Source organism: Pseudomonas sp. Q2-TVG4-2, assembly GCF_013620795.1.
Classification (GTDB): Bacteria; Pseudomonadota; Gammaproteobacteria; order Pseudomonadales; family Pseudomonadaceae; genus Stutzerimonas.
The window spans coordinates 40,738-66,380 of sequence record NZ_LGLW01000013.1 but is presented as its reverse complement, the minus strand read 5'-3'; the positions used below and the strand labels follow the sequence as shown (position 1 = coordinate 66,380).

The window sequence follows — 25,643 nt, the reverse complement described above, 5'->3', positions numbered from 1 at the left end:
GCAGCGTGATCTTGTCGCTCAGGCTGGTGATCTCTTCCAGCAGGCTGAGCATTTCCTGGGATTTGGCGCCGTCATCGAGGGACGCAACGATCTCGAACGGCTGGGTGACCTTCTCGAGATAGGTCTTCAACTGGGTCTTGAGATTGGAGTCCAACATGAGCAGCGATCCCCTTCTTGCAAAATTCGGTCAATAAAACGCCCGGACGGTTCGCGTCCAGGCGTTGGAAGCTCGGATCGATAAATCGTCCGAAAAAACAGCGCTGTAGGCGCTGCGACTATGCGCAGCGCTCACTGACCGTTTAGATCTTGCCGACCAGGTCCAGCGACGGGGCCAGTGTGGCTTCGCCTTCTTTCCACTTGGCTGGGCAGACTTCGCCCGGATGAGCGGCGGTGTACTGAGCGGCCTTCAGCTTACGCAGGGTCTCAGAGACGTCGCGAGCGATCTCGTTGGAGTGGATCTCAACAGTCTTGATGACGCCTTCCGGGTTGATCAGGAAGGTGCCACGCAGGGCCAGACCTTCTTCAGCGATGTGGACGCCGAAAGCGTTGGTCAGCTGGTGAGTAGGGTCGCCGATCAGCGGGAACTGGGCCTTGCCGACCGCAGGGGAAGTCTCGTGCCAGACCTTGTGCGAGAAATGGGTATCGGTGGTGACGATGTACACCTCGGTACCGGCCTTCTGGAACTCGGCGTAGCTGTTGGCAGCGTCTTCGATCTCGGTCGGGCAGTTGAAGGTAAAGGCTGCCGGCATGAAGATCATCGCCGACCACTTGCCCTTCAGGGACTCTTCGGTAACTTCGATGAACTTGCCATTATGGAAAGCGTTGACTTTAAACGGCTGGACGTGTGTGTTGATCAGAGACATCTGCTAACTCCTTTTGGGATTCAGAACTTTAACGGGGCCTACGATACCGCAGGCAACCGCATACGGTTAATTGATTGAGGAAATCGCGACGATAGCCTGTGCCTATCAATGCGCTCTTCAACTGACGACGGTACTCGATACGACACCGATTTCGACCTGCAATTCGGGCAATGACTCGCTTTCGACTCGATTGCCGCAAACGGCTGGACAAAGCCAGTTTATTGCGGCCAGAGCGCCCGGATAGCCGCCACGCCTTGCGCGCCCACGCGCAACGCTTGTGCCAGATCGTTTGGACCAAGACCGCCTAGCAGATAGGCGGGCTGGCCGAAACCTGACAGTAATTCGGCAGCCCGGCGCCACCCCAACGGCTGCGCCTCGGGGTGGGTCGCGGTACGCAGTATCGGCGAGACAGTAATGAAATCAACGTCCAATGTCGACGCCATGCCCATTTCGGCCGCATCGTGGCATGACGCCGCCAGCCAGCGTCCCGGTACTAACGGCCGGCCCTGTCCCGCATGCTGGCGTAATTGCTGAACAGTCAGATGCCAGCCGGCCTCGGGAAACTCGTCCGCCCACTCCAGAGGCCCTTTGAGCATTACCTTCGCACGGCCGAGACACATGTTCGAAACCTTGGTTGCCAGCGATCGGTAATCGGCGTCATCAAGGGACGGCGCACGCAACTGGATGAGTCGAACGCCTGCGTCCAGTGCCAATGCCAACCCGTCTAGCATTTCCCGAGGGGCGAGGTGATCCGGTGTGATGAGGTAATGATTCGGTAAACGCGCTGCAGTCACTATCGGCCGGTTCGCAGGAGGAAAGCTGTAACTCGGCAAATCCTCGGGATCCACCCAGGCTAACGTCTGCCCCTCGGCGCCGTACGCTTCGCCAGAGAATCCCAGGACTTCCCAGACATCCAGCAAAACCTGCTTGTCCGGGTAATCGTAGCTGACTTGAATCAACGGCCGCGACGCAGCGACGGCGATGCCTAACTCTTCAGCCAGCTCACGAGCAAGCGCGGCCTCGGCTGTTTCTCCTGCCTCGACCTTGCCTCCAGGAAACTCCCACAGCCCTCCCTGATGCTTGTCCAGCGGGCGCCTGGCGATCAGTACATGACCATCACCCCTACGGATTACACCGGCAGCTACATGGAGTCGTTTCATGCCTCGGCTCCACGCCACGAGCGGCACGACGGAAGCAGTAGCCGGTCCCGACCTGTCAGCCAGCCAATTGCCGCAGCGACATCAGGTACGGTATTCGGCATTGATACGCACGTATTCGTGGGACAGGTCGGTGGTCCAGATAGTCTCGCTGCAACTGCCTCGTCCCAGCTCGATACGAATTTCGATTTCCTCCTCGGCCATCACCGCGGCGCCCTGCTCTTCGGTGTAGCTCGGCGATCGTCCGCCTTGGCTGGCAATGCAGACAGAACCGAGATAGACATCTATTTTGCTGACGTCCAGCTCAGGCACCCCGGCACGGCCAACCGCCGCCAGAATGCGCCCCCAGTTGGGGTCGGAGGCGAACAGCGCGGTCTTGATCAGCGGTGAATGCGCAACGGCATAGCCGACGTCGAGACATTCCTGATGATTTTTCCCGCCTTTGACTATCACCGTGACGAACTTGGTCGCGCCCTCGCCATCCCGCACGATGGATTGCGCCACTTCCATGCTCACGTCGAACACGGCCTGCTTGAGCTTGATAAACAACTCGCCACTGGCCTCGGTGATTTCCGGCAATGCCGCCTTGCCGGTCGCCACCAGCATGCAACAATCATTGGTCGAGGTGTCGCCATCGATGGTGATGCGATTGAACGACTTGTTCGCCGCATCGCGCACAAGATCCTGTAGCACCGCCTGGCTGACCTTGGCATCCGTGGCGATGTAGCCGAGCATGGTCGCCATGTTCGGGCGGATCATACCCGCGCCTTTGGAAATGCCGGTAACAGTGACGGTGATACCCTGATGCTCGAATTGCCGGCTGGCCCCCTTGGGCAGGGTGTCGGTGGTCATGATGCCGGCGGCCGCTTCGGCCCAATGATTTTCGCTCAGGTCTGCCAGGGCCGCCGGTAGCGCGGCCTCGATCTTGTCGACAGGCAGCGGCTCACCGATAACACCGGTGGAAAACGGCAGAATGCCCTTTTCATCGACGCCCGTAAGCTTAGCGAGGCTGGCGCAGCTGCGCATCGCCGCTTGCATGCCCGGCTCGCCCGTACCAGCGTTAGCGTTACCGGTATTGGTCAGCAGATAACGAACCGTGCCCTGTGCCCGCTGCTTGGCCAGAATCACTGGCGCAGCGCAGAAGGCATTCAGCGTAAACACACCGGCAATTGTCGATCCTTCGGCGCAGCGCATCACCACGACATCCTTCCGCCCCGGTCGCTTGATGCCAGCCGAGGCGATGCCAAGCTCGAAACCGGGAACCGGATGCAGTGTAGGTAAGGGACCAAGACCGACAGCCATTGATGCACTCCTCAGGACATTTGGATGGCTTTCAGCCACCACTAAAAAACAGGGCGAAAAACGCCGCGAGCGGCTAAGCCGGTCGCGGCGCGGGTCATAACAAAACGGCTCCGGTTATTGAACCTGTCCGTGACAATGCTTGTATTTCTTGCCGGAGCCACAGGGGCACGGCTCGTTGCGCCCGATCTTCTGTTCGGTACGCACCGGCGCGGAGGCGGCTACGCCGCCCTCGGCTTCCGGCTCATCGTCGGATTGCTCCAGCGCCGACACCTCGGCGTGTTGGAACTGCATACGCTGCGCCAGCGCTTCGGCTTCACGGCGCAGGCGCTGTTCTTCCTCGGCCGGATCTTCACGACGAACCTGTACGTGGGACAGTACACGGATGCTGTCGCGCTTGATGGATTCGAGCAGATCCTGGAACAGCGCGAACGACTCGCGCTTGTATTCCTGCTTAGGGTTCTTCTGGGCATAACCACGAAGGTGGATACCATGACGCAGATGATCCATCGTCGACAGGTGATCTTTCCACAGATCATCGAGTACACGCAGGACGATCTGTTTCTCGAAGGTGCGCAGCGCTTCGGCGCCGGCCAGCTCTTCCTTCTCGTGGTAAGCGTCGGTCAAAGCCTGGAGGATGCGCTCGCGCAGGGTTTCCTCGTACAGCTTTTCGTCTTCATCAAGCCACTGCTGAACCGGTAGGCGCGTACCGAAATCGCTGTAGAGGACTGCTTCGAGACCGGCGATATCCCACTGTTCCGGCAGCGACTGCGGCGGGATGTGCAGGCTGATTGCGTGATCGAGCGCCTCACGACGGAACTCGGAAATGGTCTCGCCGATTTCGTCGGCAGCCAGCAGGCTATTACGCATGTGATAGATCACCTTGCGCTGCTCGTTGGCGACATCATCGTACTCGAGCAGTTGCTTACGCATGTCGAAGTTGCGGCCCTCGACCTTGCGCTGGGCCTTCTCGATGGCGTTGGTAACCATACGATGCTCGATGGCCTCGCCGGACTCCATACCCAGCGCCTTCATGAAATTCTTTACCCGATCCGAGGCGAAGATGCGCATCAGGCTGTCTTCCAGGGACAGGTAGAAACGGCTCGAACCGGCATCCCCCTGACGGCCTGCACGGCCGCGCAGCTGATTGTCGATACGACGCGATTCGTGACGTTCGGACGCAATCACATGCAGCCCGCCCGCTTCCAGCACCGCCTGATGGCGCTTCTGCCAATCGGCCTTGATCTGCGCGACCTGCTCGTCGGATGGACTTTCAAGCGCCGCGACTTCGACTTCCCAGTTGCCACCGAGCAGGATGTCGGTGCCCCGGCCGGCCATGTTGGTGGCGATGGTCACTGCGCCAGGACGCCCGGCCTGGGCAATGATCTCGGCTTCCTTGTCGTGATGCTTGGCGTTGAGCACCTTGTGCTCGATGCCTTCCTTTTCGAGCAGGCGCGACACGTATTCCGAGCTCTCGATCGTCGCTGTGCCAACCAGAACCGGACGACCATTATTCTGGCAGTCCTTGATGTCAGCGATGATCGCGGCGAACTTCTCTTCCTGCGTCAGATAGACCAGGTCGTTGTAGTCCTTTCGCGCCAGCGGCTTGTTGGTCGGGATGACCATCACAGGCAGGTTGTAGATCTGCATGAATTCGAAGGCTTCGGTATCAGCAGTGCCGGTCATACCCGAAAGCTTCTTGTACAGGCGGAAGTAGTTCTGGAACGTGGTTGACGCCAGGGTCTGGCTTTCCGGCTGGATCGGCAGCGCTTCCTTCGCCTCAATGGCCTGGTGCAGACCTTCAGAGAGACGGCGACCCGGCATGGTACGACCGGTGTGCTCATCAATCAGCAGAACCTGGTTGTTCTGCACGATGTATTCAACGTTACGATGGAACAGCTTGTGCGCACGTAGGCTGGAATAGACGTGAGTCAGCAACCCTAGGTTGTGCGCGGAGTAGAGGCTTTCGCCTTCTGCCAGCAGCCCCGCCTGGGTCAGCATTTCTTCGACGAACTGATGCCCCTGCTCGTTCAGCTCAACCTGCCGGGTCTTTTCATCGATACTAAAGTGACCTTCCTGGGTAACGACACCCTCTTCTTCCTCGATGTGCTGCTTGAGCAGCGGGATCAGCTGATTGATCTGCTGGTAGAGCTTGGAGCTGTCCTCGGCCTGACCGGAAATGATCAGCGGTGTACGCGCTTCGTCGATGAGGATCGAATCCACCTCGTCGATGACCGCGAAATTGAGCTCGCGCTGATTCTTTTCCTCGAGACTGAACGCCATGTTGTCGCGCAGGTAGTCGAAGCCAAACTCGTTGTTAGTGCCGTAGGTAATGTCGGCAGCATAAGCCGCTCGTTTTTCTTCCGGCGGCTGGAACGGCGTGACGATGCCCACCGATAGACCGAGAAACTCATAGAGCGGACGCATCCAATTGGCGTCGCGGCGCGCCAGGTAATCGTTCACCGTCACCACGTGAACACCCTTACCGGCGAGGGCGTTGAGATAGACTGCAAGCGTCGCCACCAGGGTCTTACCTTCACCGGTACGCATCTCGGCGATCCTGCCTTCATGCAAAGTCATGCCGCCGATCAGCTGCACATCGAAGTGACGCATGCCCATCACACGCTTGCCGGCTTCACGGCAGACAGCGAAGGCTTCGGGGAGAATCTGGTCGAGGGTCTCGCCTTGGCCGAGGCGGGCCTTGAACGCTTCGGTCTTGCTCCGCAGCTGCTCATCGGAGAGAGACAGCATCTGCTCTTCGAGCGCATTGACGGCCTGTACCGCCTTGAGCATGCGCTTGACCTCGCGGTCATTCTTGCTACCAAAGAGCTTCTTCATTAAAGGCGCAAACATATCGACAAAGACTTCCATGCTGGGGATGGAGGCACGACCGCAGGGCCACCGCGGCTGCGTGCAAAGGGGGCATTCTACTCGGAAACGCACGTGAGGAAAGGTGCCTGCTGCGCAGCTGCGGCAGCCAGCGAGGCAGTAATTTTGCGACCTGACGGTCACACCAACAGTCAACCAGGGCGATCTGCCAGTACGGACCAGCGCGATTGCATGCAACGGTTGGCTCGCTCGTTCGATCACAAGCCTATAGATCGCGATATGCGACCAGCCCGGCGCCTCGGGCGCTTCTGCTAAGATTGCCGCTCACCTTCCCTCCCCGGATGCCTGCTATGTCGTTGCGTCCCCCGCCAGCCCGAGCGCCCGCAACGTTGCTGCGCGAGGCAAAGCCGCTGAAAGCCTTGTTCGGTGAGGCAAGACGACTCGACCGCCTGCAACAACTGGTCGAAAGCCAACTGCAACCAGCCGCACGGGAGTACTGCCGAGTCGCCTCATGGCGCGAGGGCACGCTCCTGCTCATCGTCACGGATGGTCACTGGGCGACGCGCCTGCGCTATCAGCAACGCCGCCTGCAGCGTCAGCTACAGGGCATGGAAGAATTCCGAGCGCTGAGCCGGATCCAGTTCAAGGTGCAGCCTCCCGAGACGCCTCGGCACAAGCCTGGCCCGGCTCCGGAACTGTCGGTACGGGCGGCGGACAACATCCAGGAAACCGCGCAGGGCATCACAGACCCTAAACTCAGGGCGGCGCTCGAGCGACTCGCCAGCCACGCGCGGCCCTCTGATAGCTGATCGGCGTCGATAAGTGCTTGGTTGTGTCGCAACCCGCTGCAGCCAGCGTTAGGATGTCTGCGAACTCATCGAATCAGAGGTACCGATGCCTATCTATCCGCAAGGCGATTCGCCATGCTGATTGGCGCCCTGCTGATCGCCACCTGGGTGATCTTGCTGGTCCGCTATCCGCTTCGAGCAGTTCCGATTTCGCTAGGCGCGCTCCTCGGCTTGGGCCTGGTTGCCGCATGGGTCATCTGGCAGGAGCAGCGTGAAGAGCACCTGCTGGCTCAACTCGAGTTGCGACTGGCATATGCGCCTTCCACCTGCCCACCTGCGCAGCCACTGCGTATCACGCTCGACAACCGTAGCCCGAGCCCTTTGCGAAGTTTGCGCTGGGAGGTGGCCGCCTACCCGCCCGGCTCTAACCTGAACCTGGTGACTTCTAACTATGATGCACCGCAATACCGTGGCCCCGGCGATTTGCAACCCGGCCAACGTTGGGCATCCTGCGCCCCTTTGCCGCCGCTGCGCCCGGGTTACCGTAGCAGCAGCCTGGAGTTTCGCGCCGAGCGGCTTCAGGGCCGATTCGCCAACTGAAGATGGCCATCTGACACGCAGCGCTTTCCATTCTTCGCCAGGCGACTTATCCTGTACAAACAACCAGTACTTATTCAATTCAGCCGAGGTGGTAGATGGCCGTCGAAGTGGTATACCGCAGCAGCCGGGACCTGGAGCGCTTGTTCATGGATAAAGCCGAAGCCGATCGTCACGACAAAATGCTTGAGCTGGCGGAGGCTCTGGCCGCTGCGCTGCAAAAGGCCTCGCCATCACTGAGCGAGCAGCAGGCCGACGACATCGGCATTTTCATGGCGCGGCACCGAGATCTGTTTGCCAAGGCATTCAAGAACAATCCTGAAGCGCTGGCGGAGCTCCCGACGTTGATTGAGGCGTCCTGAGGCGAGCGGCAACCAGGCACAGCGGCGAATCGCATGCTACGTTTTGCCGCTGCGGAACGCGCCCAGCGGGCGAAACTAGTTAATCCAGACTCGGTCCATTGGTGCAGGCATCCAATCAGGTAACCGGCGTGGACAGTCCATTCAAGAAAATCAGCGATGTGTTTCAGCCAGACTACAACGTCAATTTCAGCATTGAGAAACCTGACGGTAGCATTCTGCTGACTCTGACCGACGCCGCTGGCGTGGCGGTCAAGCGCTTCATCAGCTCTAGTCAATGGCGGGACCAGCAACAACTCGAACGCTTAATTACCAGCCTGCAATTCAGCCTCGCGATTGAGCGCGGCGAACAGTCCAGCTCCTATCGTTTGACCAAGCATTCACACTCAACCGCTCAGTAGCTCTGCCTGACCGCCGGCCTGCAAACGGCCGCCCCAGCCCACCTTCCGACAACAATAATAAGATCTGTTGATCCGGCACTCCACCGGCGCGGTGCGTTTCTGTGCCTGGCGGGCCGGCCGATACGACTCACAACCAGGCCAACGCCTTGGCTCGTGCGACGGCCTGCGTGCGCCTGGCTACGCCTAGCTTGGTATTGATCCGCCGCGCATGGGTCTTGACCGTGTGTAAGGAAATAAAGAGCTGCTCGGCTATTTCCTGGTTCGAACAGCCTTGGGCGATGAGGCGCAGTACCGTGAGTTCCCGGTTGCTCAGAATGACCTCGTCACCCGAGGCGAGGGCGTCCTCAGGCTCGCGTTCGAATTGCAGCAGGCGATCACGAAGACTTTCCCCCTTGCCGTTGGGCAGCACGCTGGCGAGCCACTGCGGCTGGCGATGCTGCAATTCGTACAGAGGCTTGGCCAGTTGCTGTCGCGCGGCCTCGCCAAGTGCCTTTCGTAGTTCCAGCTCCGCTTCGTCGCGCCGACCGTCCAGCTGAAGGGCTTCCGCAAGGGTAAACCGGCATTCACAAGCCAGGCCCAGCCGCTGCGAGCGAAGATTCTGCTCGATCAGCTCCCGAAGGGTGTCGATGGCTAACGCCGAGCGTCCCGAGAGCAGGTCGACCACCGCGAGATAGCGTTGAACCCGCGGCAGCAGCTCATAGAACCCGGAAGGCGCCAGATACATATGCCCTTGATAAAGCTCTAGTACCTGCAGGAAGACGCATCTCGCCTTTCTCAGCTGCCCCTGATGCAACCAGGTCAGCCCCGTTATCAAAGGCAAGATTCCGCGAAAGCGCGCCTCTGGCACGTGCCGCCACTGGGTGAGCCGCTCGGCTTCGCGTAACCAGTGATAGGCCGTAGGGAACTCTTGATTACGCGCAGCCAGCTCCGCCAGCCCCGCGTAGCCGAAGAAAACATAGGAATCACCACAGGTTTCAGTCTCGATTCGCCCTTGTTGAAAAGCCTCACGGGCTGGCTCATCGAGCCCTTGATAGGCCAGCAGGTGCCCCTGTAGCAGTTTCAACCGACCGATAATCGGGCTGTGCCTGACGCTATCGCGCAGCACTAAAAGCGACTCTTCCAGTACGCCGACCGCCCGCTCGAATTCTCCGGTAAGTTCCAGCAGCTGGATTCGATCGACATTGAGCATCGCTTCATACAACACGCTGCCCTTGAGCCGCGCCAGCTTCATCCCTTCGCTGTTGTACTGCTGCGCCAGTTCGAGCTGACTCTCCGCCATCGCCTGCTGAGACAGCGCCTGGTAACAGAGTACCCGCTGCGCCCATGCGTGATCGGACAGAACTTCCAACGCCTGGAGACAGTAGCTGCGCGCCTCGGGCTCTCCACGTAAGCGCGCCAGAAAGCCGCGCAGGGCCTGCCACTGAGCCAGTAACTGTGCCTGGCGCCGAGCGTCGGGCTGGGGGAAGAACTTCGCCAGCCCGGCAAGACAGTCATCCACCTCATCGAGCCGGGCAGAAATAATCAGCGCCCAGCCATGCAGCACGATCAGCCGAGTCGTACTATTGAACAAATCCTGTGGCAGCTCGCTCCGCCATTTCATGAAATGCGAAACGTTATCGCCGATAAGCAACTGTTCCTGCCCGTAGCGCTGCAGAAAATTGGCTGCGGCCTCAGGCTGCCCCGCCCACAACGCATGCTCCACTGCCTCGCGCATCTCACCGCGATTGGCAAACCACTGACACGCACGCAGATGAGTCTGAGTTGGCGATACCGCTTCGGGTATCCGTTGCAACATCAACGCTAGCGGGCGCCACAGGCGAAACCACTCGCCGCAGTTGTCGGTCTGGCGGATGAAAAGCTGGAAAGTCTTCAGAACGTCAAGAATTTCACTGCCTATCCCGTCAAGCACATGCTCGCAGAGCGGCGGTGAGAAGCGGGGCATCCGCGCCAGTGCAAAGAGAGCCCGGCGAACATCTTCGCTCTGTCCTTCGAGGACCTCCCGCTGAATATAATCTCTCAACAAAGGCGTCCCCGCGACCAATCGCTCGCGCACGGCCTGCTCGTTCGCATTCAATAGCAGCAAACTGACACCGGCCAACCACCCCTCGCTGCCCGTCAGCAATTGCTTGAATGTATCGTCGGCTACATCCAGGCGGTGCGCCTTGAGTACTTGCCTAAGCTCGCCGGCGGTGAGAGCCAACGCCTCGGCCTCCAATTCGAATAGGTCGCCCTGTAGTAAAAGCCGAGGCAGTTTCCAGGCAGGTTGCCGGCGGCTACTCACCCACCAGCTGACAGATTCAGGGCCCCTTTCAATAAGCTGGTCGAGGCACGCATCGAATTGCACTGCCGTGTCACGCGGGTAATCGTCCAGCATGATCCACAGCGGCCGCGGAAAGCCCTCCATGAGTGCGATGAGGTCCAGCTGCACGTCCCCGCTGGGTATGGAAGAAGTATTGAGAACCCGGCTCAGCTGTGCATAAAGCGCTTCGGCGGAAAAAGGCCGGCCACCGAGATCGAGCCAGACGAGATGGGTGTCGGCAGGTACCAGCCGAGCACACTCGTTCATCAGCACGCTTTTGCCGAAACCTGCCGGCGCGCAGATCAAACGCAGGCGACAGCGGGCCTCGAGTAACGCCTCAACCAGCCGAGGCCTTGGAATATGTGAAGGAGGAAGGCGTGGAATAGTCGCAACTTGAACCTGCGCGGCGGCTTCTGTGCCGAGTACACCAGGATTGAAGCGTACGGACATAGCGAGGTTTCTCTTATTCGTATCAGTCCATTGAGGAACGCGACGCGCGCAGCCATCGGTCGAGTCTTGACCTGGCACACTGACCAGGTCGGTGCGTGTGCAACAACCTGCACGATTACGCGTCTTTTGTCGACTCGCCCGAATCGCCGAACCCTGTCCGACCCGATCCCCTAATGGCTAAAACCTATCACCCTCCTCCGAGCCTGAACAAAAAAGGCGGCCAACTGGCCGCCTTATTCACAACATGGATGCTAGATGATCAGCGCACCCCTGCGTTACGCAGTGCAGCCGGTGTGAAGTCTCGCGCCGAGGTCTTGTAGCCGAACTCGTGCGCTTTCTCCTCGTTGCTCATGCCGATCGCAATATAGCGCCCGGAGATCACATCGTAGAGCGCTTCGAATGCATAAGCCGGAACCTTGTGCTGGTAATACTGCAGCATGTGGGCTTCACCGACGCGCCACAGCTGACCACGGCCGTCATAAAGCTCGGACTGCACGATGGTCCAGGTATCTTCGTCCACGAAGAAACGGCGCTTGGCGTAGATATTACGTTCGCCATCTTTGAGGTTGGCCTCGATCTCCCATACCCGGTGCAGCTCATAACGCGCCAGATCCTGGTTGACATGACCGGCCTTGAGAATATCGCTGTATTTCACCTCGCTCGAATTGATATCGAAGCTGTTGTAAGGAATGTACAGCTCCTTTTTGCCGACCAGTTTCCAGTCGTAACGATCCGGGGCGCCACTGAACATGTCGAAGTTATCGGTCGTCCGCATGCCGTCGGCCGCAGTACCGGGTCCGTCATAGGCGACCTGCGGGGCACGACGCACGCGACGCTGACCGGCGTTGTAGATCCAGGCCTGGCGTGGCTCTTTGACCTGATCCAGCGAATCGTGCACCAGCAAGACGTTACCGGCGAGACGCGATGGAGCCGTCACCCGCTGCTTGAAAAACAACAGTGCGTTCTTGGCGCGATCCGGGTCCAGATCCGACATGTCGCTGGGAAACGCCACTTCGTCCTCGAAGTGCACCAGGGTGTAGCTGCCATTCGTTTGTGGGGTGGCCTGCACGATGTTACGGCGTACGTTGCCACCGCGGTAACGGGTGATGTGGTTCCAGACGACCTCCAGGCCGTTCTTCGGAATCGGGAACGCGTAGTAGCGGCTGTCAGCAAAGTTGGCGATACCGTTACCGCCATCCACCAGCTCGGTATTCAAAGCACTTTTCTTTGCGGCCTCATAAATGCGATCCGGCACGGCAGCGCTGCGATGTGTCGGAAACACGCGAATCTTGTAGGTGTCTGGATAACGCTTGAACATCGCCTGCTGGCCTGCGGTCAGCTTGTCCTTGTACTGGTCGACGTTCTGCGCAGTGATGACGAACTCGGGCTGCTCATCCTTGAAGGGGTTGGTTATATGCCCGTCTTTTAACGGCGCTGCATCAGTAGGGAGACCGCCAGTCCACTCGGGAATGGTTCCATCGGCGTTACCAGCCTTCTCGGCGCCGAGTGGGGTCAGCGAGTTGCCGAGCTTTGCGGCTTCTTCGGGAGATACGGCAGCCATAACGCTGCTTGCCAGCAGCGAGAGGGCCAAGACACTGAATAGTTTTCTTGTTGTTTTCATACGTTTCCAGTTCCTCTTGATCTTGTTTTGGCCGGAGGCCTTGCATAACCGAGCCACGTGCGGAGCCCTGAGCAGGGCTCTGCGCCGGGATATCTGAAGCGGCCTCCTTAGAAGTTCACGCCCATGCTAAGCGCGAGGAAGTCACGGTCGACCAGGGTGTTGTAGTCGCCACCGAAAAAGTCGGTGTAGGACAGGCTGGCGGTGTAAGTATTCTGGTATTCAGCATCGACACCCACACTAACGGCCTTGGCGCCTTCGTTGAACAAACCGTTCGGTCCGTAGCCATCGACATCATGGGAGAAGGACAGGTTAGGTGTCAGGTTCACACCGGCAAAGACGTTGCTGTAGCTGGCCAGTGCGCGTAAGCGGTAGCCCCAGGAATTGGCGGTTACGAAACCGTCATCTCCATACGCCGCCAGTTGGCCAGCATCATCAGGCGTGCCGTAGATTGCGTCACGGCCATAGCGGAGTTCGCTCGTGCTCTCCAAACCGCCGACATGCGCGTAACCGACCTCGCCAACCAGAGTCACGCGACCCGCGCCAAGCACCTGATCGATGAAGTGAGTGAATGTGGTCTGGACCTGAGTGATTTCCTTACGGTTATAACCGCGGTTGTCCGCACCGAATGTACTCGAGACGGGAGAAATGCCCGGGGCAATCGGATTGAGCAGCGCCCGCGTCACGTCTGTCGTATTGATCTGAACTGGAGCATTAGGACGATAGCTCACCTCGCCCGACCAGGCGGTGCCTGTAGGGAGAGTGGTCGAGAAGCTCAGACCATACAGGCGAATGTCTTCTGGGTACTCCAGATAGTACTGGCCATTACCCAGCATCACGCTTTGGGCCAGACCGCTTCCGGAGCCTGGCACGATGCTCTCGGCCGTACCGATAATGCTCGGCAGGGCTGCGGCAGTCCCCAAGCCTGCTGACTGCGTACTCACGTTTGGCGTGCGGCTGTGGTAATTCATGAAATACGCACCGTACTCGGTGGCATCACCGAGCCAGCGCAATGCCAGACCGAACTGCCCGGAATCACGGGCGTCACGATCGCCGCCACGAGGCAGCACGACCCCCTCCGGGGTTACCTCAAAGCCCTGCCCGAACATCGCGGCAACAGGCTGCAGCGGTGCGATAGCCGGATTACCGACGTGGTAGTTGTTATCGCAGCCATCTTGGGCAACGTCGACTGCGAAGAACGTGCCGCAGTTATCGATAATTGTCTGGTCCCATTCAAGTTGGTAGAACGCCTCCATGCTCAGGCGATCACTTACACTCTGAGAGACGTAAAGCATATTTACCGGAATCAGACCCTCTTTAATCTCCGCACCGGGGCGGCGGAATGCTGCAGCATCGAGAGGGTTAATCGAGTTAATCGAGTTACCGATAAAGGTGCTCTCCCCCCAGCTCACAACTTGGCGTCCGACACGGACCGTGCCAGGCAGATCGCCTAGATAATAGTTGTGGTAGAGAAAAGCATCGAGAATCTGCGCACCGGAAGATTGCGCAGCTTCCTTGCGGTTGCTGTCACTGATGTCCTTGAACAGGCGATTTTCATCCTTCAGCTCAAAGTCATACCAATACTTACCACGAATAAAGGCGCCGCTGTCACGGTAGCGCAGCTCTAAGTCATGAATGCCCTTAAAGATCTTCGAAAAAGTTTCGCCTTTTTTAAAGTTCAGACGGCCATCATCACCGGTCTGAGTGTATCCCGTCCCACCATTGTTGATACCCACCAAATCCATATCCCGGTCCGTCGTTGACCAGCTGGCGCCTATGGACATGGCCGAGTCGAACTGCCCTTCAATTTCCCCAATATTGAAAGTAACCGCATAAGCCGGTGTGGCGATGCCCAGCGCGACCGCGAGGGCCAATGTCTTGGGCTGGAAGATTCCTTGCCTTGTTGTTTTTGTCATGAGGCGCTCCTGGTTGGTTCGAAGTACGCTCACCCTAACCACACGGCAACGGGGGGTTAAGCGCACTAAGGTTTGATTTGTCTTGTAATTCGAAAGTATGAATAGCCTTCCCACTACTGGCCTGCAACGGAACCTCACGGTGATTGCAGCGCGGCCCCTAGCGAAGCTATCCGAGAGCTTAGCCGCAAGCGAAATTGGCGCAACCTCCGAAATAGAGCAGCTGCGACGTTGTTTGCGGAAAATTCAGCTGAACGTGCCCGATCAAGCATTGGCGGCTCGGATTAGAACGCGCTGTAAGGCCCTACATCTCGTCACCTCGACGGCTGGAAACGACACGCAGCGCGCGGGAGCGTTACCGAAGCGCAGCGACTGGGACGAAACGAAACATTCAGCCGGAGCAGACTGAAATCAGGCGCTCGCGCGGATGAACGAACCACACGCGGGCCTACGAAGAGAGAACGCCGAGCCAGAGCGGTGCGCACTGAGGTGCGAAGGCTCCTCAACCGAGGCGAAGAGGGTTGCGGCACGGCATCCGTTGCCGGCCAGCGCTCAGGACCGAACGACGTCCGGCCCCTTCACGCAGATATTAATAGACCGCCCTACATGCCTTTAACAGCGTAGATACCGGGTGCATTGCGCCAGTAACCCTTGTAATCCATGCCATACCCGAACACGTATCGATCATCACAGCTGAGCCCGACGTAGTCGGCTTTCAGATCCGGGCGGGCCTTGCGCTGATGATCCTTGTCGACCAAGACGGCAGTATGCACAGAGGCTGCACCGGCATGCCGGCAGAAGTCGATGATCGCGCCAAGCGTATGCCCTTCATCAAGAATGTCATCGACGATCAGCACGTCGCGGTCGATGAATGAAATCTCCGGCTTGGCCTTCCAGAACAACTCACCGCCGCTCGTCTCGTTGCGATACCGCGTCGCGTGCAGATAGGAGAGCTCCAATGGAAAGTTCAGCTTGGGAACCAGCTTGCCGGAGAAAATCAGCCCGCCGTTCATCACACAGAACACCACTGGATTTCGCTCGGCCAGCTCGCCGTTGATTTTTGCGGCCACCGCGTCGATCGCCGCTTCAACTTCGGCTTCGGCATAGAGGCAGTCTGCTTCGGCCATGATCTGGCGGATGTGTGCGAGATCGACGGACATCGCGATGCTCCAAGATTGGTTAGAAGATGGATGCAGCTCGGTCGGCTGCCCACAAATAAAGGGCGCGACGATACCGATGCCGCCGTGGGCAGGGCAAGTCCTGTTTGACACATCAATAGCCGCTAACAACTTGATGCATTAATCTACGGCGGTTTATTCGACCGCCGGAGCCACCCATGACCATTCGAGAGATCCGCCACCCGCTTATTCGCCACAAACTTGGGTTGATGCGTCGAGCCGATATCAGCACCAAGAATTTCCGCGAACTGGCGCAGGAGGTTGGCTCGATCCTCACGTACGAAGCGACCCGCGATCTGCCGCTCGAAGACTACAGCATCGATGGCTGGTGTGGCCCGGTCCAGGTCCAGAAGATCTCCGGCAAGAAAATTACGGTGGTACCCATTCTGCGTGCGGGCATCGGCATGCTCGATGGTGTGCTCAGCCTGATTCCCGGTGCCAAGGTCAGTGCGGTAGGCATCGCGCGCAACGAGGAAACCCTGCAGGCCCATACCTACCTTGAGCGTTTAGTAGACGATCTCGACCAGCGGCTGGCGATGATCATCGATCCGATGCTGGCTACCGGTGGATCCATGGTCGCTGCGATCGACATGCTAAAAAAAGCCGGCTGCAAGGAAATTCGCGCTTTGGTGCTAGTCGCCGCACCGGAAGGCATCGATGCCGTCGAAAAAGCACATCCGGACGTCACTATCTATACCGCCTCCATTGATGATCGCCTGGATGAAAACGGCTACATCATGCCTGGGCTGGGCGACGCGGGAGACAAGATCTTCGGCACCAAGCAGAAGGACGTCTAAGATGTCGCAACCCATGGAAGAACCGCTCGGACGCCAGGTATTGGCCGGCGCGCAGATGCTGTTCGTAGCCTTTGGCGCCCTGGTACTGATGCCACTGATCACTGGCATGGACCCGAACGTCGCGTTGTTCACCGCTGGTATCGGCACCCTCCTGTTCCAGCTAGTCACCAAGCGCCAAGTCCCGGTATTCCTGGCCTCAAGCTTCGCCTTTATCGCACCGATCATCGCCGCCAAAGGTGACTTCGGCCTGCCTGCTGTACTCGGCGGCGTGGTTGCAGCGGGCATCGTCTATATGATTCTCGGTTTTGCGGTCCGCCTCAAAGGTCCTGGGTTCATCGACCGACTGCTGCCACCCGTGGTAATCGGTCCTGTGATCATTTCCATTGGACTGGCGCTGTCACCTGTCGCGGTGAACATGGCCATGGGCAAGGCGGGCGACGGTAGCGCTCAACTGATCCCCTACGAGACGGCAATGATGATCTCGATGCCAGCCTTGCTCACTACGCTGCTGGTTGCGGTGCTCGGCAAGGGGCTGTTCCGCCTGGTGCCGATCCTGGCAGGCGTCGCAGTGGGTTACGGTCTGTCGTTCGCCTTCGGGGTCGTGGATACCGCCGGTATCGCCTCGGCACCGTGGCTGTCAGTGCCGAACTTTGTCGCGCCGGAGTTTCATTGGGGCGCGATCTTATTCATGGTCCCGGTGGCGCTTGCGCCGGCGATCGAACACATCGGCGGCGTCGTGGCGATCGGTGGCGTGACGGGTAATAACTTCATCAAGAAGCCGGGCCTGCACCGCACCCTATTAGGCGATGGCCTAGCAACCTCGGCCGCAGGCTTGTTCGGCGGCCCACCCAACACAACCTATGCGGAAGTCACCGGCGCGGTCATGCTGACCAAGAATTACAACCCGAAGGTAATGACCTGGGCGGCGATCTTCGCGATCGTTCTTGCCTTCATTGGCAAGTTCGGGGCCGGGCTATTGAGCATTCCGGTACCGGTCATGGGCGGTATTCTCTGCCTGCTGTTCGGATCGATCGCCGTGGTTGGCCTGAGCACGCTGATCCGCCATCAGGTGGATCTGGCCGAAGCGCGCAACCTCATCATTGTTTCAGTGACGCTGGTGTTCGGCATCGGTGGCATGGCTTTTGGTTATGGGGAATACAGCCTGTCCGGTATTTCGTTATGCGCAATCATCGCCTTGATTCTCAACCTGGTGCTCCCAGGCGGTGAAGGCTGGAAGAACAAGCAGCTCGAAGAAAACAGCTGAAACCGCTACCGCCAGCACGGCTCGTGCTGGCACCTTCCTGTCGTACCGGATTCAGCTTCTGCAGCCATCCGGGCGCGAGACGCGTAGACTGCCGCGATGACCTACGCCGTGATCCCCCACCGCCAGTTGCCAGATGATAGTTCCGTCAGTTGTTCAACCTGTGCCGCCTGCTGCTGCCGGCTCGAAGTCTTGTTGCTCACCGATACCGGGGTCCCCGAGCGCTTCATCGTCGAAGACGAGTGGGGCGGGCAGGTCATGCACCGTCTGGATGATGGCTGGTGTGCGGCGCTCGATCGCGACAGCATGCGCTGCACCATCTACCCTCAGCGACCGCTGATCTGCCGGGAGTTTGAGCTGGGTTCGGAAGATTGCCTGGACGAGCGTAAGGGCTCCGCGTCAGCCTATCTGAACGGAGACTGACGGCGATACCAGCGCCGTCAGCAACACTGAATGGCGTCGCTCAAAACGATGCGCGATAGTGCACGGCGTAGCTTTCGACGCCATCATTCGGGTTTTTGAGACCTGCGTTGGAGTAGTGGATCGCCCGCACGCCGATTTCATGGCCGCCAGCGAACCGCAGTCCTGCACCGAAGCGATCCTCGAATTGGAACGACGAGCCTAGATCGTTGCCCTCCACTTCGGTGTTTTCGAAAGCTGCGATACCGATACCCGCCTCCAGGTAGGGCTTCACCGAATCGCCGGCGAACTCGTAAACGAAAACCGGAGCCAGCGACAAGCTATGGTTGCTGGCGGTTTCATCGCCTTCCCAGTAGGTGTACCCGGCGTCCCAATAGCCTGTCAGCCGCCCGACGCTGGTCTGAAACCAGCTGCGGTTGAAGTCGAATTGCGCACCGAGGCGATAGGTCATGGTTGACTCACCAGTCCGCCCAACGGCAGCGGTCAGATCCAACGCCTGAGCGGCAGCCACTTGCCCCAGAGAAACAGCCGCGACCGCAGCGAGGGAGATCAGTTTTTTCATTGGGAATTTCCTTATCGAAAATTTTGGCATCGCTTGTTGTTTTTCGAGCTTTAACCCAAATACAGAAAGCAGGCGCGACGGGGAGTTCCTACTTAGAATAGTAGTCGACCGCCCCGCTTTCGCCCCAAAGTACCGGCAGTACGCCGGCCAATCGGCGGGGATCGCCGCTACTCCAGAAGCGCGTGATCGCCGCGCCATCGCCCAGCTGGTTGTGCGCCGCCAGCACCGTTTCGAGATGCCGAGCCACAGCCGCCCCGGTATCGACCAGGATAACCGTCGAAGGCAGCAGCTCGAGCAGCAGCGGCTTGATAAATGGGTAGTGGGTACAACCGAGAATCAGCGTGTCGCAGCCCTGCTCGATCAAGGGCTGGACGAAACCCCGTAGCAATGAACGCGTCGTTTCGGTATTAAGCTCGCCGGCCTCAATGCATTCAACCAGACCAGGACAGGGCTGGGTTATGACGCGAACGTCGCTGGCAAAGCGATCCAGCAAGGCTGCAAATTTCGCGCTTTTCAATGTACCGGTGGTAGCCAACACCCCGACTACGCCACTACGGGTGGCCTGAGCGGCCGGCTTGACCGCCGGCTCCATGCCTACGAGCGGGATAGCTGGATACAGCTCGCGAAGCTCCGCAATACCTGCAGCCGTGGCCGTATTGCAGGCCAACACTAGCGCTTTGGCACCCTGCCCCAGCAGAAAAGCGGCGATCGACCGGCAACGCTCGCGAATGAACTCCGGGCTCTTTTCGCCATAGGGCACGTGGCCGCTGTCAGCCAGATACAGCAATGATTCCGCCGGCAGACGCGCGCGTATTTCCCGCAGTACCGACAGACCGCCGACACCCGAATCGAAGACACCGATCGGCGCGCTGTCAGCCATTGCGGCTACCGCAGACGGTACAGGCCGGGTCCCGCTTGACTTTTAGCTCGCGGAAACGACTGGACAGTGCGTCCACCAGAAGAAGCCTGCCCACCAGCGGCTCACCAAACCCAACCAGCAGCTTGATTGCTTCAAGCGCCTGCAAGCTGCCAATCATCCCGACGACAGGTCCTAGCACGCCTGCCTCGCTACAGGTCAACTCGGCTTCGCTGCCATGCCCATAGAGGCAGTGATAACAGGGGCTGGTCGCCACCCGTGGATCGAACACCGACAGCTGCCCCTCGAGGCGGATCGCGGCGCCGCTCACCAGAGGTTTCTCGGCGATGACGCAGGCCGCATTCACCGCTTCGCGCACGGCGAAGTTGTCGGTGCAATCGAGCACCAGATCCACAGCAGCCACTGCCGCCCCAAGGGTGTCAGCATCCATCGCCGCGCGATGCGGCACTAGCTTCAGCAAGGGATTCAGCGACGACAGGCGCGCGATAGCCGAATCCACCTTGTGCATGCCAACCGATTGGGAATCATGAGCGACCTGCCGTTGCAGATTGGTCAGGTCAACACTGTCGAAGTCCGCCAGGTGCAGTTCGCCTACCCCGGCGGCAGCCAGATAAAGCGCCACGGGAGAGCCCAACCCGCCCAGCCCGACGATCAGCACCCGGCTCTGCTTGAGCTTAAACTGCCCCTCAATGTCGACCTGTTTCAACAAGATCTGCCGGCTGTAACGCAGCAGCTCGTCATCGCTCAGCATGTCATTCTCCCTAGATGATGAATCATGGTCGGCGGCCCAGGCTGATACGCTCGTGCCCGCCGAAATCCCTGCGGCTCTGGATATCGACGAAGCCGCTTTCCGCGAGCAGTTCGCGCACCGCCGAAGCCTGATCGTAACCGTGCTCCAACAGCAGCCAGCCATCGTTCGACAAATGATTCGGTGCGCTCGAAATAATCTGGCGAATGTCGTCCAGACCATCGTCCCCTGCAATGAGCGCAGTGCTTGGTTCGAAACGCACATCGCCCTGCCGAAGATGCGGATCGTGCGCGGGGATATAAGGTGGATTACTGACGATAAGCGCATACCGCTTTCCATCGAGCGCGGAAAACCATCGGCTTTCATAGAACAACGCATTGTCGAGCCGCAGTCGCTGGGCATTGCGCGTCGCTAGGGCAACCGCCTCGACGACGCGGTCAACGCCAGTGACGCACCAACCCGGGCGCTCGTGAGCCAGGGCCAAGGCGATCGCACCAGTGCCCGTGCCTAGATCCAGCACATCAGCCGGTGTTACCGGCAGCAGCTGCAGCGCGGTTTCGACCAGCAACTCGGTGTCCGGTCTGGGGATCAAGGTGTGAGGCGCAACCTCTAGATCGAGACTCCAGAAACCCTGTCGACCGAGGATATAGGCCACCGGCTCACCGCGACGGCGGCGTGCCAGATCAGCGGTAAACCGCGCTTCGCATTCCGACGACACCTCGCGCTCAGGCCAGGTACGCAGATAGCTGGCCGGCTTATCTAAAGCCGCAGCCAGCAGCCATTCGGCATCGAGCTTGGCGCTTGGAGAGTCCGGCAGAGCGGCGGCACGTAGCAGGGATTCGATGGTGGCCATATTGGCGTTTCCGTAAGAACCTTATGGCAGACGCGGCACGCCCGATTAAGTCAGCCTCGTCACTGGCCGAAATGAACGCGCCTTGCTTGATCCGCTAACAACTTGTGATCAATCGCCCAGGGCTGCCAACTGGTCCGCCTGGTACTCCTGCAGCAACGGCTCTATTACCTGCTCGACCGCACCACCGATGACTTCGTTGAGCGAGTACAGAGTCAGGTTGATGCGGTGATCGGTCACTCGTCCCTGCGGAAAGTTATAGGTACGGATGCGCTCGGAGCGGTCACCTGATCCGACCAACAGCTTACGCGTATCGGAGATTTCCTTATGCGCGGCGCTGTCCTGGACGTCCTGCAGCTTGGCTGCGAGCCAGGACATGGCCCGAGCACGATTCTTGTGCTGTGAGCGCTCCTCCTGGCATTCGACGACGATGCCGCTTGGCATATGGGTGATCCGCACCGCCGAGTCGGTCTTGTTGATGTGCTGACCGCCGGCACCCGATGCGCGATAGGTGTCGACACGCAGATCGGCCGGGTTGATTTCAATGGCGATCTGCTCGTCAGGCTCTGGCAGTACCGCGACGGTACAAGCTGAGGTGTGGATGCGGCCTTGGGATTCGGTTTCCGGGACGCGCTGCACACGATGCGCGCCGGATTCGAACTTGAGCTTGGCGAACACGTTGTCGCCCTCGACGCGGGAGATAACTTCCTTGTAGCCGCCGTGCTCGCCGGGACTTTCGGACAGAATCTCGACGCGCCATCCCTGCCGCTCGGCATAGCGGGAATACATCCGGAACAGATCACCGGAGAAGATCGCCGCCTCGTCGCCACCGGTACCGGCGCGAATCTCGAGAAAGACGTTGCGCCCATCCTTGGGGTCCTTCGGCAGCAGCATACGCTGCAGGCGGGCCTCGATGTCATCAAGCTTTCCGCAGGCTTCGGCAACTTCCTCCTCGGCCATTTCGCGCACGTCCGGATCACTGTCCTTGAGCAACGCCTGAGCGCCTTCGAGATCGGATTGCATCTTGAGGAACTCGCGATAGGTGGCGATAACCGGCTCGACCTCGGCGTATTCGCGCGAGTAAGCGCGAAAGCGGGTCTGGTCGCTGATCACTTCGGCGTCGCCAAGCAACGCCGTCAGCTCTTCGAAGCGGTCCTGCAAGATGTCGAGTTTGTTAAGCAGCGACGCTTTCATGGTTTGTCCGTGCTGTCCTGCAAAGCGAAGAGCTCCTGAACGATGCCCAGTGCCTCTATGCGCCCTTCGGCAGAAAGTTTTTTCAGCTGAACGCTGGGTGCGTGCAGCAGTTTGTTGGTCAGTCCGCGAGCCAGTTGCGCCAGCGCATCCTCGGGAGTGCCGCCGTTGGCCAGTAGTCGCTGGGCCTTGAGCATTTCTTCGTCACGAATCCGCTCGGCATGCTGGCGGTAGGCCCTGAGCACATCCACAGCTGCGAGCTCACGCAGCCGCGCCATGAATTCATCAGTGCCGGCGGCGATCAGTTCCTCGGCGGCTTGGGCGGCACCCTGGCGGCTCTTGAGGTTCTCCGCCACTACTTCGTGCAGATCGTCCACGGTATAGAGGTAGACATCATCCAGCTCACCGACCTGCGCTTCTATGTCCCGGGGCACGGCAATGTCGACCATGAACATGGGCTTGTGCTTGCGCTTCTTCAGCGCCTGCTCCACGGCCCCCTTACCCAGAATCGGCAGTTGGCTGGCGGTCGAGCTGATGACGATATCGCTGTTGTAGAGCTCTTGCGGGATGTCGGCAAGCAGGATCGCATGCGCGCCGAACTGCTCAGCCAGGGCACTGGCGCGCTCGAGCGTGCGGTTGGCGACCACGATGCGCTTGACGCCCTGCTCGTGCAGATGACGGGCGACCAGCGTGATGGTTTCGCCAGCGCCGATCAGCAAGGCCTGACTGCGATGCAGGTTGGCAAAGATCTGCTTGGCCAGGCTGACCGCGGCAAAGGCCACCGAGACCGGGTTCTCGCCGATGGCCGTATCGGTCCGCACGGTCTTGGCGGTGCTGAAGGTGGCCTGAAACAGACGCCCCAACAGCGGCCCGACGCTGCCAGCCTCGCGCGCAACGGCATAGGCGGACTTCATTTGCCCGAGAATCTGCGGCTCACCCAGCACGAGGGAATCCAGGCCCGAGGCGACCCGCATCATATGGCGCACAGCCTGATCGTCAGTATGAACGTAGGCGCACGCCTTGAGTTCCTCGAGGCTCAGACGGTGATAACTGGCCAGCCACGCCAGCACCGCCTCGGCCTCAACCTGATCCTGTTCGAGGTAAAGCTCGCTGCGATTACAGGTCGATAGGATCGCTGCCTCGCGCGTTGGCGTAACTCGGCAAAGCTGTTGCAGCGCCTCGACCATCTGTTCGGGCGTGAACGCAACACGCTCGCGCACATCCACCGATGCGGTCTTGTGATTGATGCCAAGCGCGATGAAAGCCATGCAGATCGCTGATTCGAAAAACGGAGCGCGCGATTCTCCTACTTCGCCTGTCTCAGAACAACCGTTGCCAGTTATTGTCTGTAGGTATTCGAGCCACCCGATTCGCCTGGCAAGCCCGCCCATGTGCTTGCCTGACGGCTTGTGTCATCATGCCGCGACCGCAGACCAGCCTATATTCCCTATGAAAAAACTCCTCGCCCTCAGCGCCGTCCTGCTTCTCGGTGGCTGCCAAAGTTTTATGCAGAGCACTCCCGACAGCAGCCCGCCGGTCGAGGAGACCGCACCGAAAAACGTGGAAACGGGCCCCAGTTCGTATGGTTCGTATGGTTCGTTCAGCAGCGACACACTGTATGCGCTACTGGTGGCGGAACTGGCTGGCCAGCGCAATCGTTTCGACATCGCGCTGGGTAACTATGTCCAGCAGGCCAATGCGACACAGGATGCCGGCGTAGCCGAGCGCGGCTTCCGAATCGCGGAATATCTCGGCGCCGAGCAGGCGGCACTGGACACGGCGATGATCTGGGCGAGCAACGCACCGGAGAGCCTCGACGCCCAGCGGGCCGCAGCCGTGCAGCTGGCACGTGCCGGGCGTTACGAGGAATCCATGGAGTTCATGGAAAAAGTGCTGCGGGGCCAGGGCGATACACATTTTGACTTCCTCGCCCTGTCCGCGGCGGAAACCGATCCGGATACGCGAACTGGCCTGCTTAGAAGCTTCGATCAGTTGCTGGCCAAACACCCTGACAACCCCCAGTTGAAATTTGGCAAGGCGGTGCTCCTACAACAGGATGGCCGCCCTGAAGAAGCACTCGCATTGCTCGAAGAGCAACCCGCCAGCCAGCAGGAAATCCCCTCGACCCTGCTCCAGGCTCGCTTGCTGCAAATGCTGGAGCGCGGCGAGGAAGCGCTGCCATTGCTGGAAAAGAGCCTCCGTCGACACCCCGAGGACAAGCGCCTGCGACTGACCTATGCACGACTGTTAGTCGAGCAGGATCGCCTTGAAGAAGCCATGGGCGAATTCGCCACCCTGGTCCAGCAACACCCCGGGGACGACGACCTTCGCTTCTCGATGGCACTGGTGTGTCTCGAAGCACAGGCCTGGCGTGAAGCGATCGTTTATCTGGAAGAGCTGATCGAGCGCGGCAGTCACCTCGATGCGGCCCACTTCAACCTTGGCCGCGCTTATCGCGAGTTGGGCGAACACGAGCAGGCGCTGGCGGCGTTCGCCAAGGTCGGCCCCGGCAACGAGTATCTGCCAGCGAAACTCATGCAGGCGGAGCTGCTGTTTTCCCTGAGTCGCAATCAGGAGGCATCACAGCTGTTGGCCAGCGCCCGTAACGAGCAGCCCGATTACGCGATTCAGTTATACCTGATCGAGATCGAGGCCCTTTCAAAGCAGCAGCAGATCGACGCGGCCTGGCAACTTGCCGAACAGGCTCTAGAACAGTTTCCCGACGACCTCAATCTGCTCTACACCCGAGCCATGATCGCCGAGAAGCGTGGCGATCTAGCCCAACTGGAACGGGACCTGCGCTTCATCATCGAGCGTGAACCAGACAATGCCATGGCGATCAACGCGCTGGGCTATACGCTGGCTGACCGCACCGACCGATACGATGAGGCCCGTGCTCTCATTGAGCAGGCTTACCAGCTCAATCCCGATGATGCCGCCATTCTCGACAGCCTCGGCTGGATCAATTACCGCCTGGGCAATCTCGAAGAGGCCGAAACCCAGCTACGAAAGGCACACGAGCGGCTTCCAGACCACGAAATCGCCGCCCACCTCGGCGAGGTGCTCTGGGCCGCTGGCGAGCAGCGCGAAGCACGGACTATCTGGGCTGAAGCGCTGAAGCAGCAACCGGACAGCGACGTGCTGCGCGAAACCATCAAACGCCTGACAGGCTCGGAGAAACCCTGA

The 25,643-nt window shown here is 59.5% G+C and carries 22 protein-coding genes and 1 pseudogene; 8 read left to right on the top strand and 15 right to left on the bottom strand.

Annotated elements, in window-relative coordinates; all coding sequences use genetic code 11:
* The 5 genes and pseudogenes from H3028_RS19765 to secA form a co-directional block, all read right to left on the bottom strand.
* Nucleotides 1–157 (bottom strand): annotated as a pseudogene (locus H3028_RS19765) (alkyl hydroperoxide reductase subunit F); the annotation flags it as partial.
* 142 nt (nucleotides 158–299) lie between these two features.
* On the bottom strand, nucleotides 300–863 hold the full coding sequence (gene ahpC, locus H3028_RS19760) for an alkyl hydroperoxide reductase subunit C (protein ID WP_181298924.1): 564 nt from the start codon (nucleotides 861–863) through the stop codon (nucleotides 300–302).
* Between the two features lie 218 nt (nucleotides 864–1,081).
* Entirely contained in the window at nucleotides 1,082–2,023 is a 942-nt protein-coding gene (locus H3028_RS19755; RefSeq protein WP_181298923.1) for a Nudix family hydrolase, read from the bottom strand.
* An 81-nt stretch (nucleotides 2,024–2,104) separates the two neighbouring features.
* Nucleotides 2,105–3,322 (bottom strand): bifunctional glutamate N-acetyltransferase/amino-acid acetyltransferase ArgJ, encoded by a 1,218-nt coding sequence (gene argJ, locus H3028_RS19750; RefSeq protein ID WP_181298922.1) that lies wholly within the window; start codon nucleotides 3,320–3,322, stop codon nucleotides 2,105–2,107.
* Between the two features lie 114 nt (nucleotides 3,323–3,436).
* Entirely contained in the window at nucleotides 3,437–6,172 is a 2,736-nt protein-coding gene (secA, locus tag H3028_RS19745) for a preprotein translocase subunit SecA (protein WP_181298921.1), read from the bottom strand.
* Between the two features lie 326 nt (nucleotides 6,173–6,498).
* On the opposite strand from secA, the gene H3028_RS19740 reads away from it, so the two are divergent.
* The 4 genes from H3028_RS19740 (at nucleotide 6,499) to H3028_RS19725 (ending at nucleotide 8,293) form a co-directional block, all read left to right on the top strand.
* The gene (locus H3028_RS19740; protein ID WP_181298920.1) at nucleotides 6,499–6,957 is read left to right on the top strand and encodes a DUF721 domain-containing protein; all 459 of its coding nucleotides are present in this window, start codon (nucleotides 6,499–6,501) and stop codon (nucleotides 6,955–6,957) included.
* Between the two features lie 114 nt (nucleotides 6,958–7,071).
* The gene (locus H3028_RS19735) at nucleotides 7,072–7,536 is read left to right on the top strand and encodes a multidrug transporter (RefSeq protein ID WP_181298919.1); all 465 of its coding nucleotides are present in this window, start codon (nucleotides 7,072–7,074) and stop codon (nucleotides 7,534–7,536) included.
* 95 nt (nucleotides 7,537–7,631) lie between these two features.
* Complete coding sequence (locus H3028_RS19730) at nucleotides 7,632–7,895, top strand: YebG family protein (protein WP_168425602.1); 264 nt, start codon at nucleotides 7,632–7,634, stop codon at nucleotides 7,893–7,895.
* 128 nt (nucleotides 7,896–8,023) lie between these two features.
* Nucleotides 8,024–8,293 (top strand): DUF3509 domain-containing protein, encoded by a 270-nt coding sequence (locus tag H3028_RS19725; RefSeq protein ID WP_168425603.1) that lies wholly within the window; start codon nucleotides 8,024–8,026, stop codon nucleotides 8,291–8,293.
* A 127-nt stretch (nucleotides 8,294–8,420) separates the two neighbouring features.
* Here H3028_RS19725 and H3028_RS19720 read toward each other — a convergent pair whose 3' ends face one another.
* The 4 genes from H3028_RS19720 to H3028_RS19705 form a co-directional block, all read right to left on the bottom strand.
* Nucleotides 8,421–11,042, bottom strand: a complete 2,622-nt coding sequence (locus H3028_RS19720) for a LuxR C-terminal-related transcriptional regulator (protein ID WP_181298918.1) — start codon at nucleotides 11,040–11,042, stop codon at nucleotides 8,421–8,423.
* A gap of 259 nt (nucleotides 11,043–11,301) precedes the next feature.
* Nucleotides 11,302–12,663 carry a DUF1329 domain-containing protein gene (locus H3028_RS19715; RefSeq protein WP_181298917.1) on the bottom strand — a complete coding sequence of 454 codons (1,362 nt, stop codon included), beginning with the start codon at nucleotides 12,661–12,663 and terminating at the stop codon, nucleotides 11,302–11,304.
* 107 nt (nucleotides 12,664–12,770) lie between these two features.
* Nucleotides 12,771–14,576, bottom strand: a complete 1,806-nt coding sequence (locus tag H3028_RS19710; RefSeq protein WP_181298916.1) for a DUF1302 domain-containing protein — start codon at nucleotides 14,574–14,576, stop codon at nucleotides 12,771–12,773.
* Between the two features lie 599 nt (nucleotides 14,577–15,175).
* On the bottom strand, nucleotides 15,176–15,733 hold the full coding sequence (locus H3028_RS19705) for a hypoxanthine-guanine phosphoribosyltransferase (protein WP_181298915.1): 558 nt from the start codon (nucleotides 15,731–15,733) through the stop codon (nucleotides 15,176–15,178).
* Between the two features lie 176 nt (nucleotides 15,734–15,909).
* Between H3028_RS19705 and upp the strand changes: the two genes are divergently transcribed.
* From upp to H3028_RS19690, 3 genes are all read left to right on the top strand, one after another.
* Nucleotides 15,910–16,548, top strand: coding sequence for a uracil phosphoribosyltransferase (gene upp / locus H3028_RS19700; RefSeq protein ID WP_168425608.1), 639 nt, complete (start codon nucleotides 15,910–15,912; stop codon nucleotides 16,546–16,548).
* 1 nt (nucleotide 16,549) lies between these two features.
* Complete coding sequence (locus H3028_RS19695; protein WP_181298914.1) at nucleotides 16,550–17,812, top strand: uracil-xanthine permease family protein; 1,263 nt, start codon at nucleotides 16,550–16,552, stop codon at nucleotides 17,810–17,812.
* A 96-nt stretch (nucleotides 17,813–17,908) separates the two neighbouring features.
* Nucleotides 17,909–18,232 (top strand): YkgJ family cysteine cluster protein, encoded by a 324-nt coding sequence (locus H3028_RS19690; protein ID WP_181298913.1) that lies wholly within the window; start codon nucleotides 17,909–17,911, stop codon nucleotides 18,230–18,232.
* A 40-nt stretch (nucleotides 18,233–18,272) separates the two neighbouring features.
* Here H3028_RS19690 and H3028_RS19685 read toward each other — a convergent pair whose 3' ends face one another.
* From H3028_RS19685 to hemA, 6 genes are all read right to left on the bottom strand, one after another.
* The gene (locus H3028_RS19685) at nucleotides 18,273–18,791 is read right to left on the bottom strand and encodes an acyloxyacyl hydrolase (protein WP_181298912.1); all 519 of its coding nucleotides are present in this window, start codon (nucleotides 18,789–18,791) and stop codon (nucleotides 18,273–18,275) included.
* 88 nt (nucleotides 18,792–18,879) lie between these two features.
* Nucleotides 18,880–19,671 (bottom strand): glutamate racemase, encoded by a 792-nt coding sequence (gene murI / locus H3028_RS19680; RefSeq protein ID WP_181298911.1) that lies wholly within the window; start codon nucleotides 19,669–19,671, stop codon nucleotides 18,880–18,882.
* Nucleotides 19,664–20,419, bottom strand: a complete 756-nt coding sequence (locus tag H3028_RS19675) for a molybdopterin-synthase adenylyltransferase MoeB (protein WP_181298910.1) — start codon at nucleotides 20,417–20,419, stop codon at nucleotides 19,664–19,666. The genes murI and H3028_RS19675 overlap by 8 nt, the downstream gene beginning before the upstream one ends.
* A gap of 22 nt (nucleotides 20,420–20,441) precedes the next feature.
* The gene (gene prmC / locus H3028_RS19670; RefSeq protein ID WP_181298909.1) at nucleotides 20,442–21,269 is read right to left on the bottom strand and encodes a peptide chain release factor N(5)-glutamine methyltransferase; all 828 of its coding nucleotides are present in this window, start codon (nucleotides 21,267–21,269) and stop codon (nucleotides 20,442–20,444) included.
* 108 nt (nucleotides 21,270–21,377) lie between these two features.
* Nucleotides 21,378–22,460 carry a peptide chain release factor 1 gene (gene prfA / locus H3028_RS19665; protein ID WP_181298908.1) on the bottom strand — a complete coding sequence of 361 codons (1,083 nt, stop codon included), beginning with the start codon at nucleotides 22,458–22,460 and terminating at the stop codon, nucleotides 21,378–21,380.
* Nucleotides 22,457–23,725, bottom strand: a complete 1,269-nt coding sequence (hemA, locus tag H3028_RS19660; RefSeq protein ID WP_181298907.1) for a glutamyl-tRNA reductase — start codon at nucleotides 23,723–23,725, stop codon at nucleotides 22,457–22,459. The genes prfA and hemA overlap by 4 nt, the downstream gene beginning before the upstream one ends.
* 181 nt (nucleotides 23,726–23,906) lie before the next feature.
* Here hemA and H3028_RS19655 point away from each other — a divergent pair, with 181 nt between their 5' ends.
* On the top strand, nucleotides 23,907–25,643 hold the full coding sequence (locus H3028_RS19655) for a tetratricopeptide repeat protein (protein ID WP_181298906.1): 1,737 nt from the start codon (nucleotides 23,907–23,909) through the stop codon (nucleotides 25,641–25,643).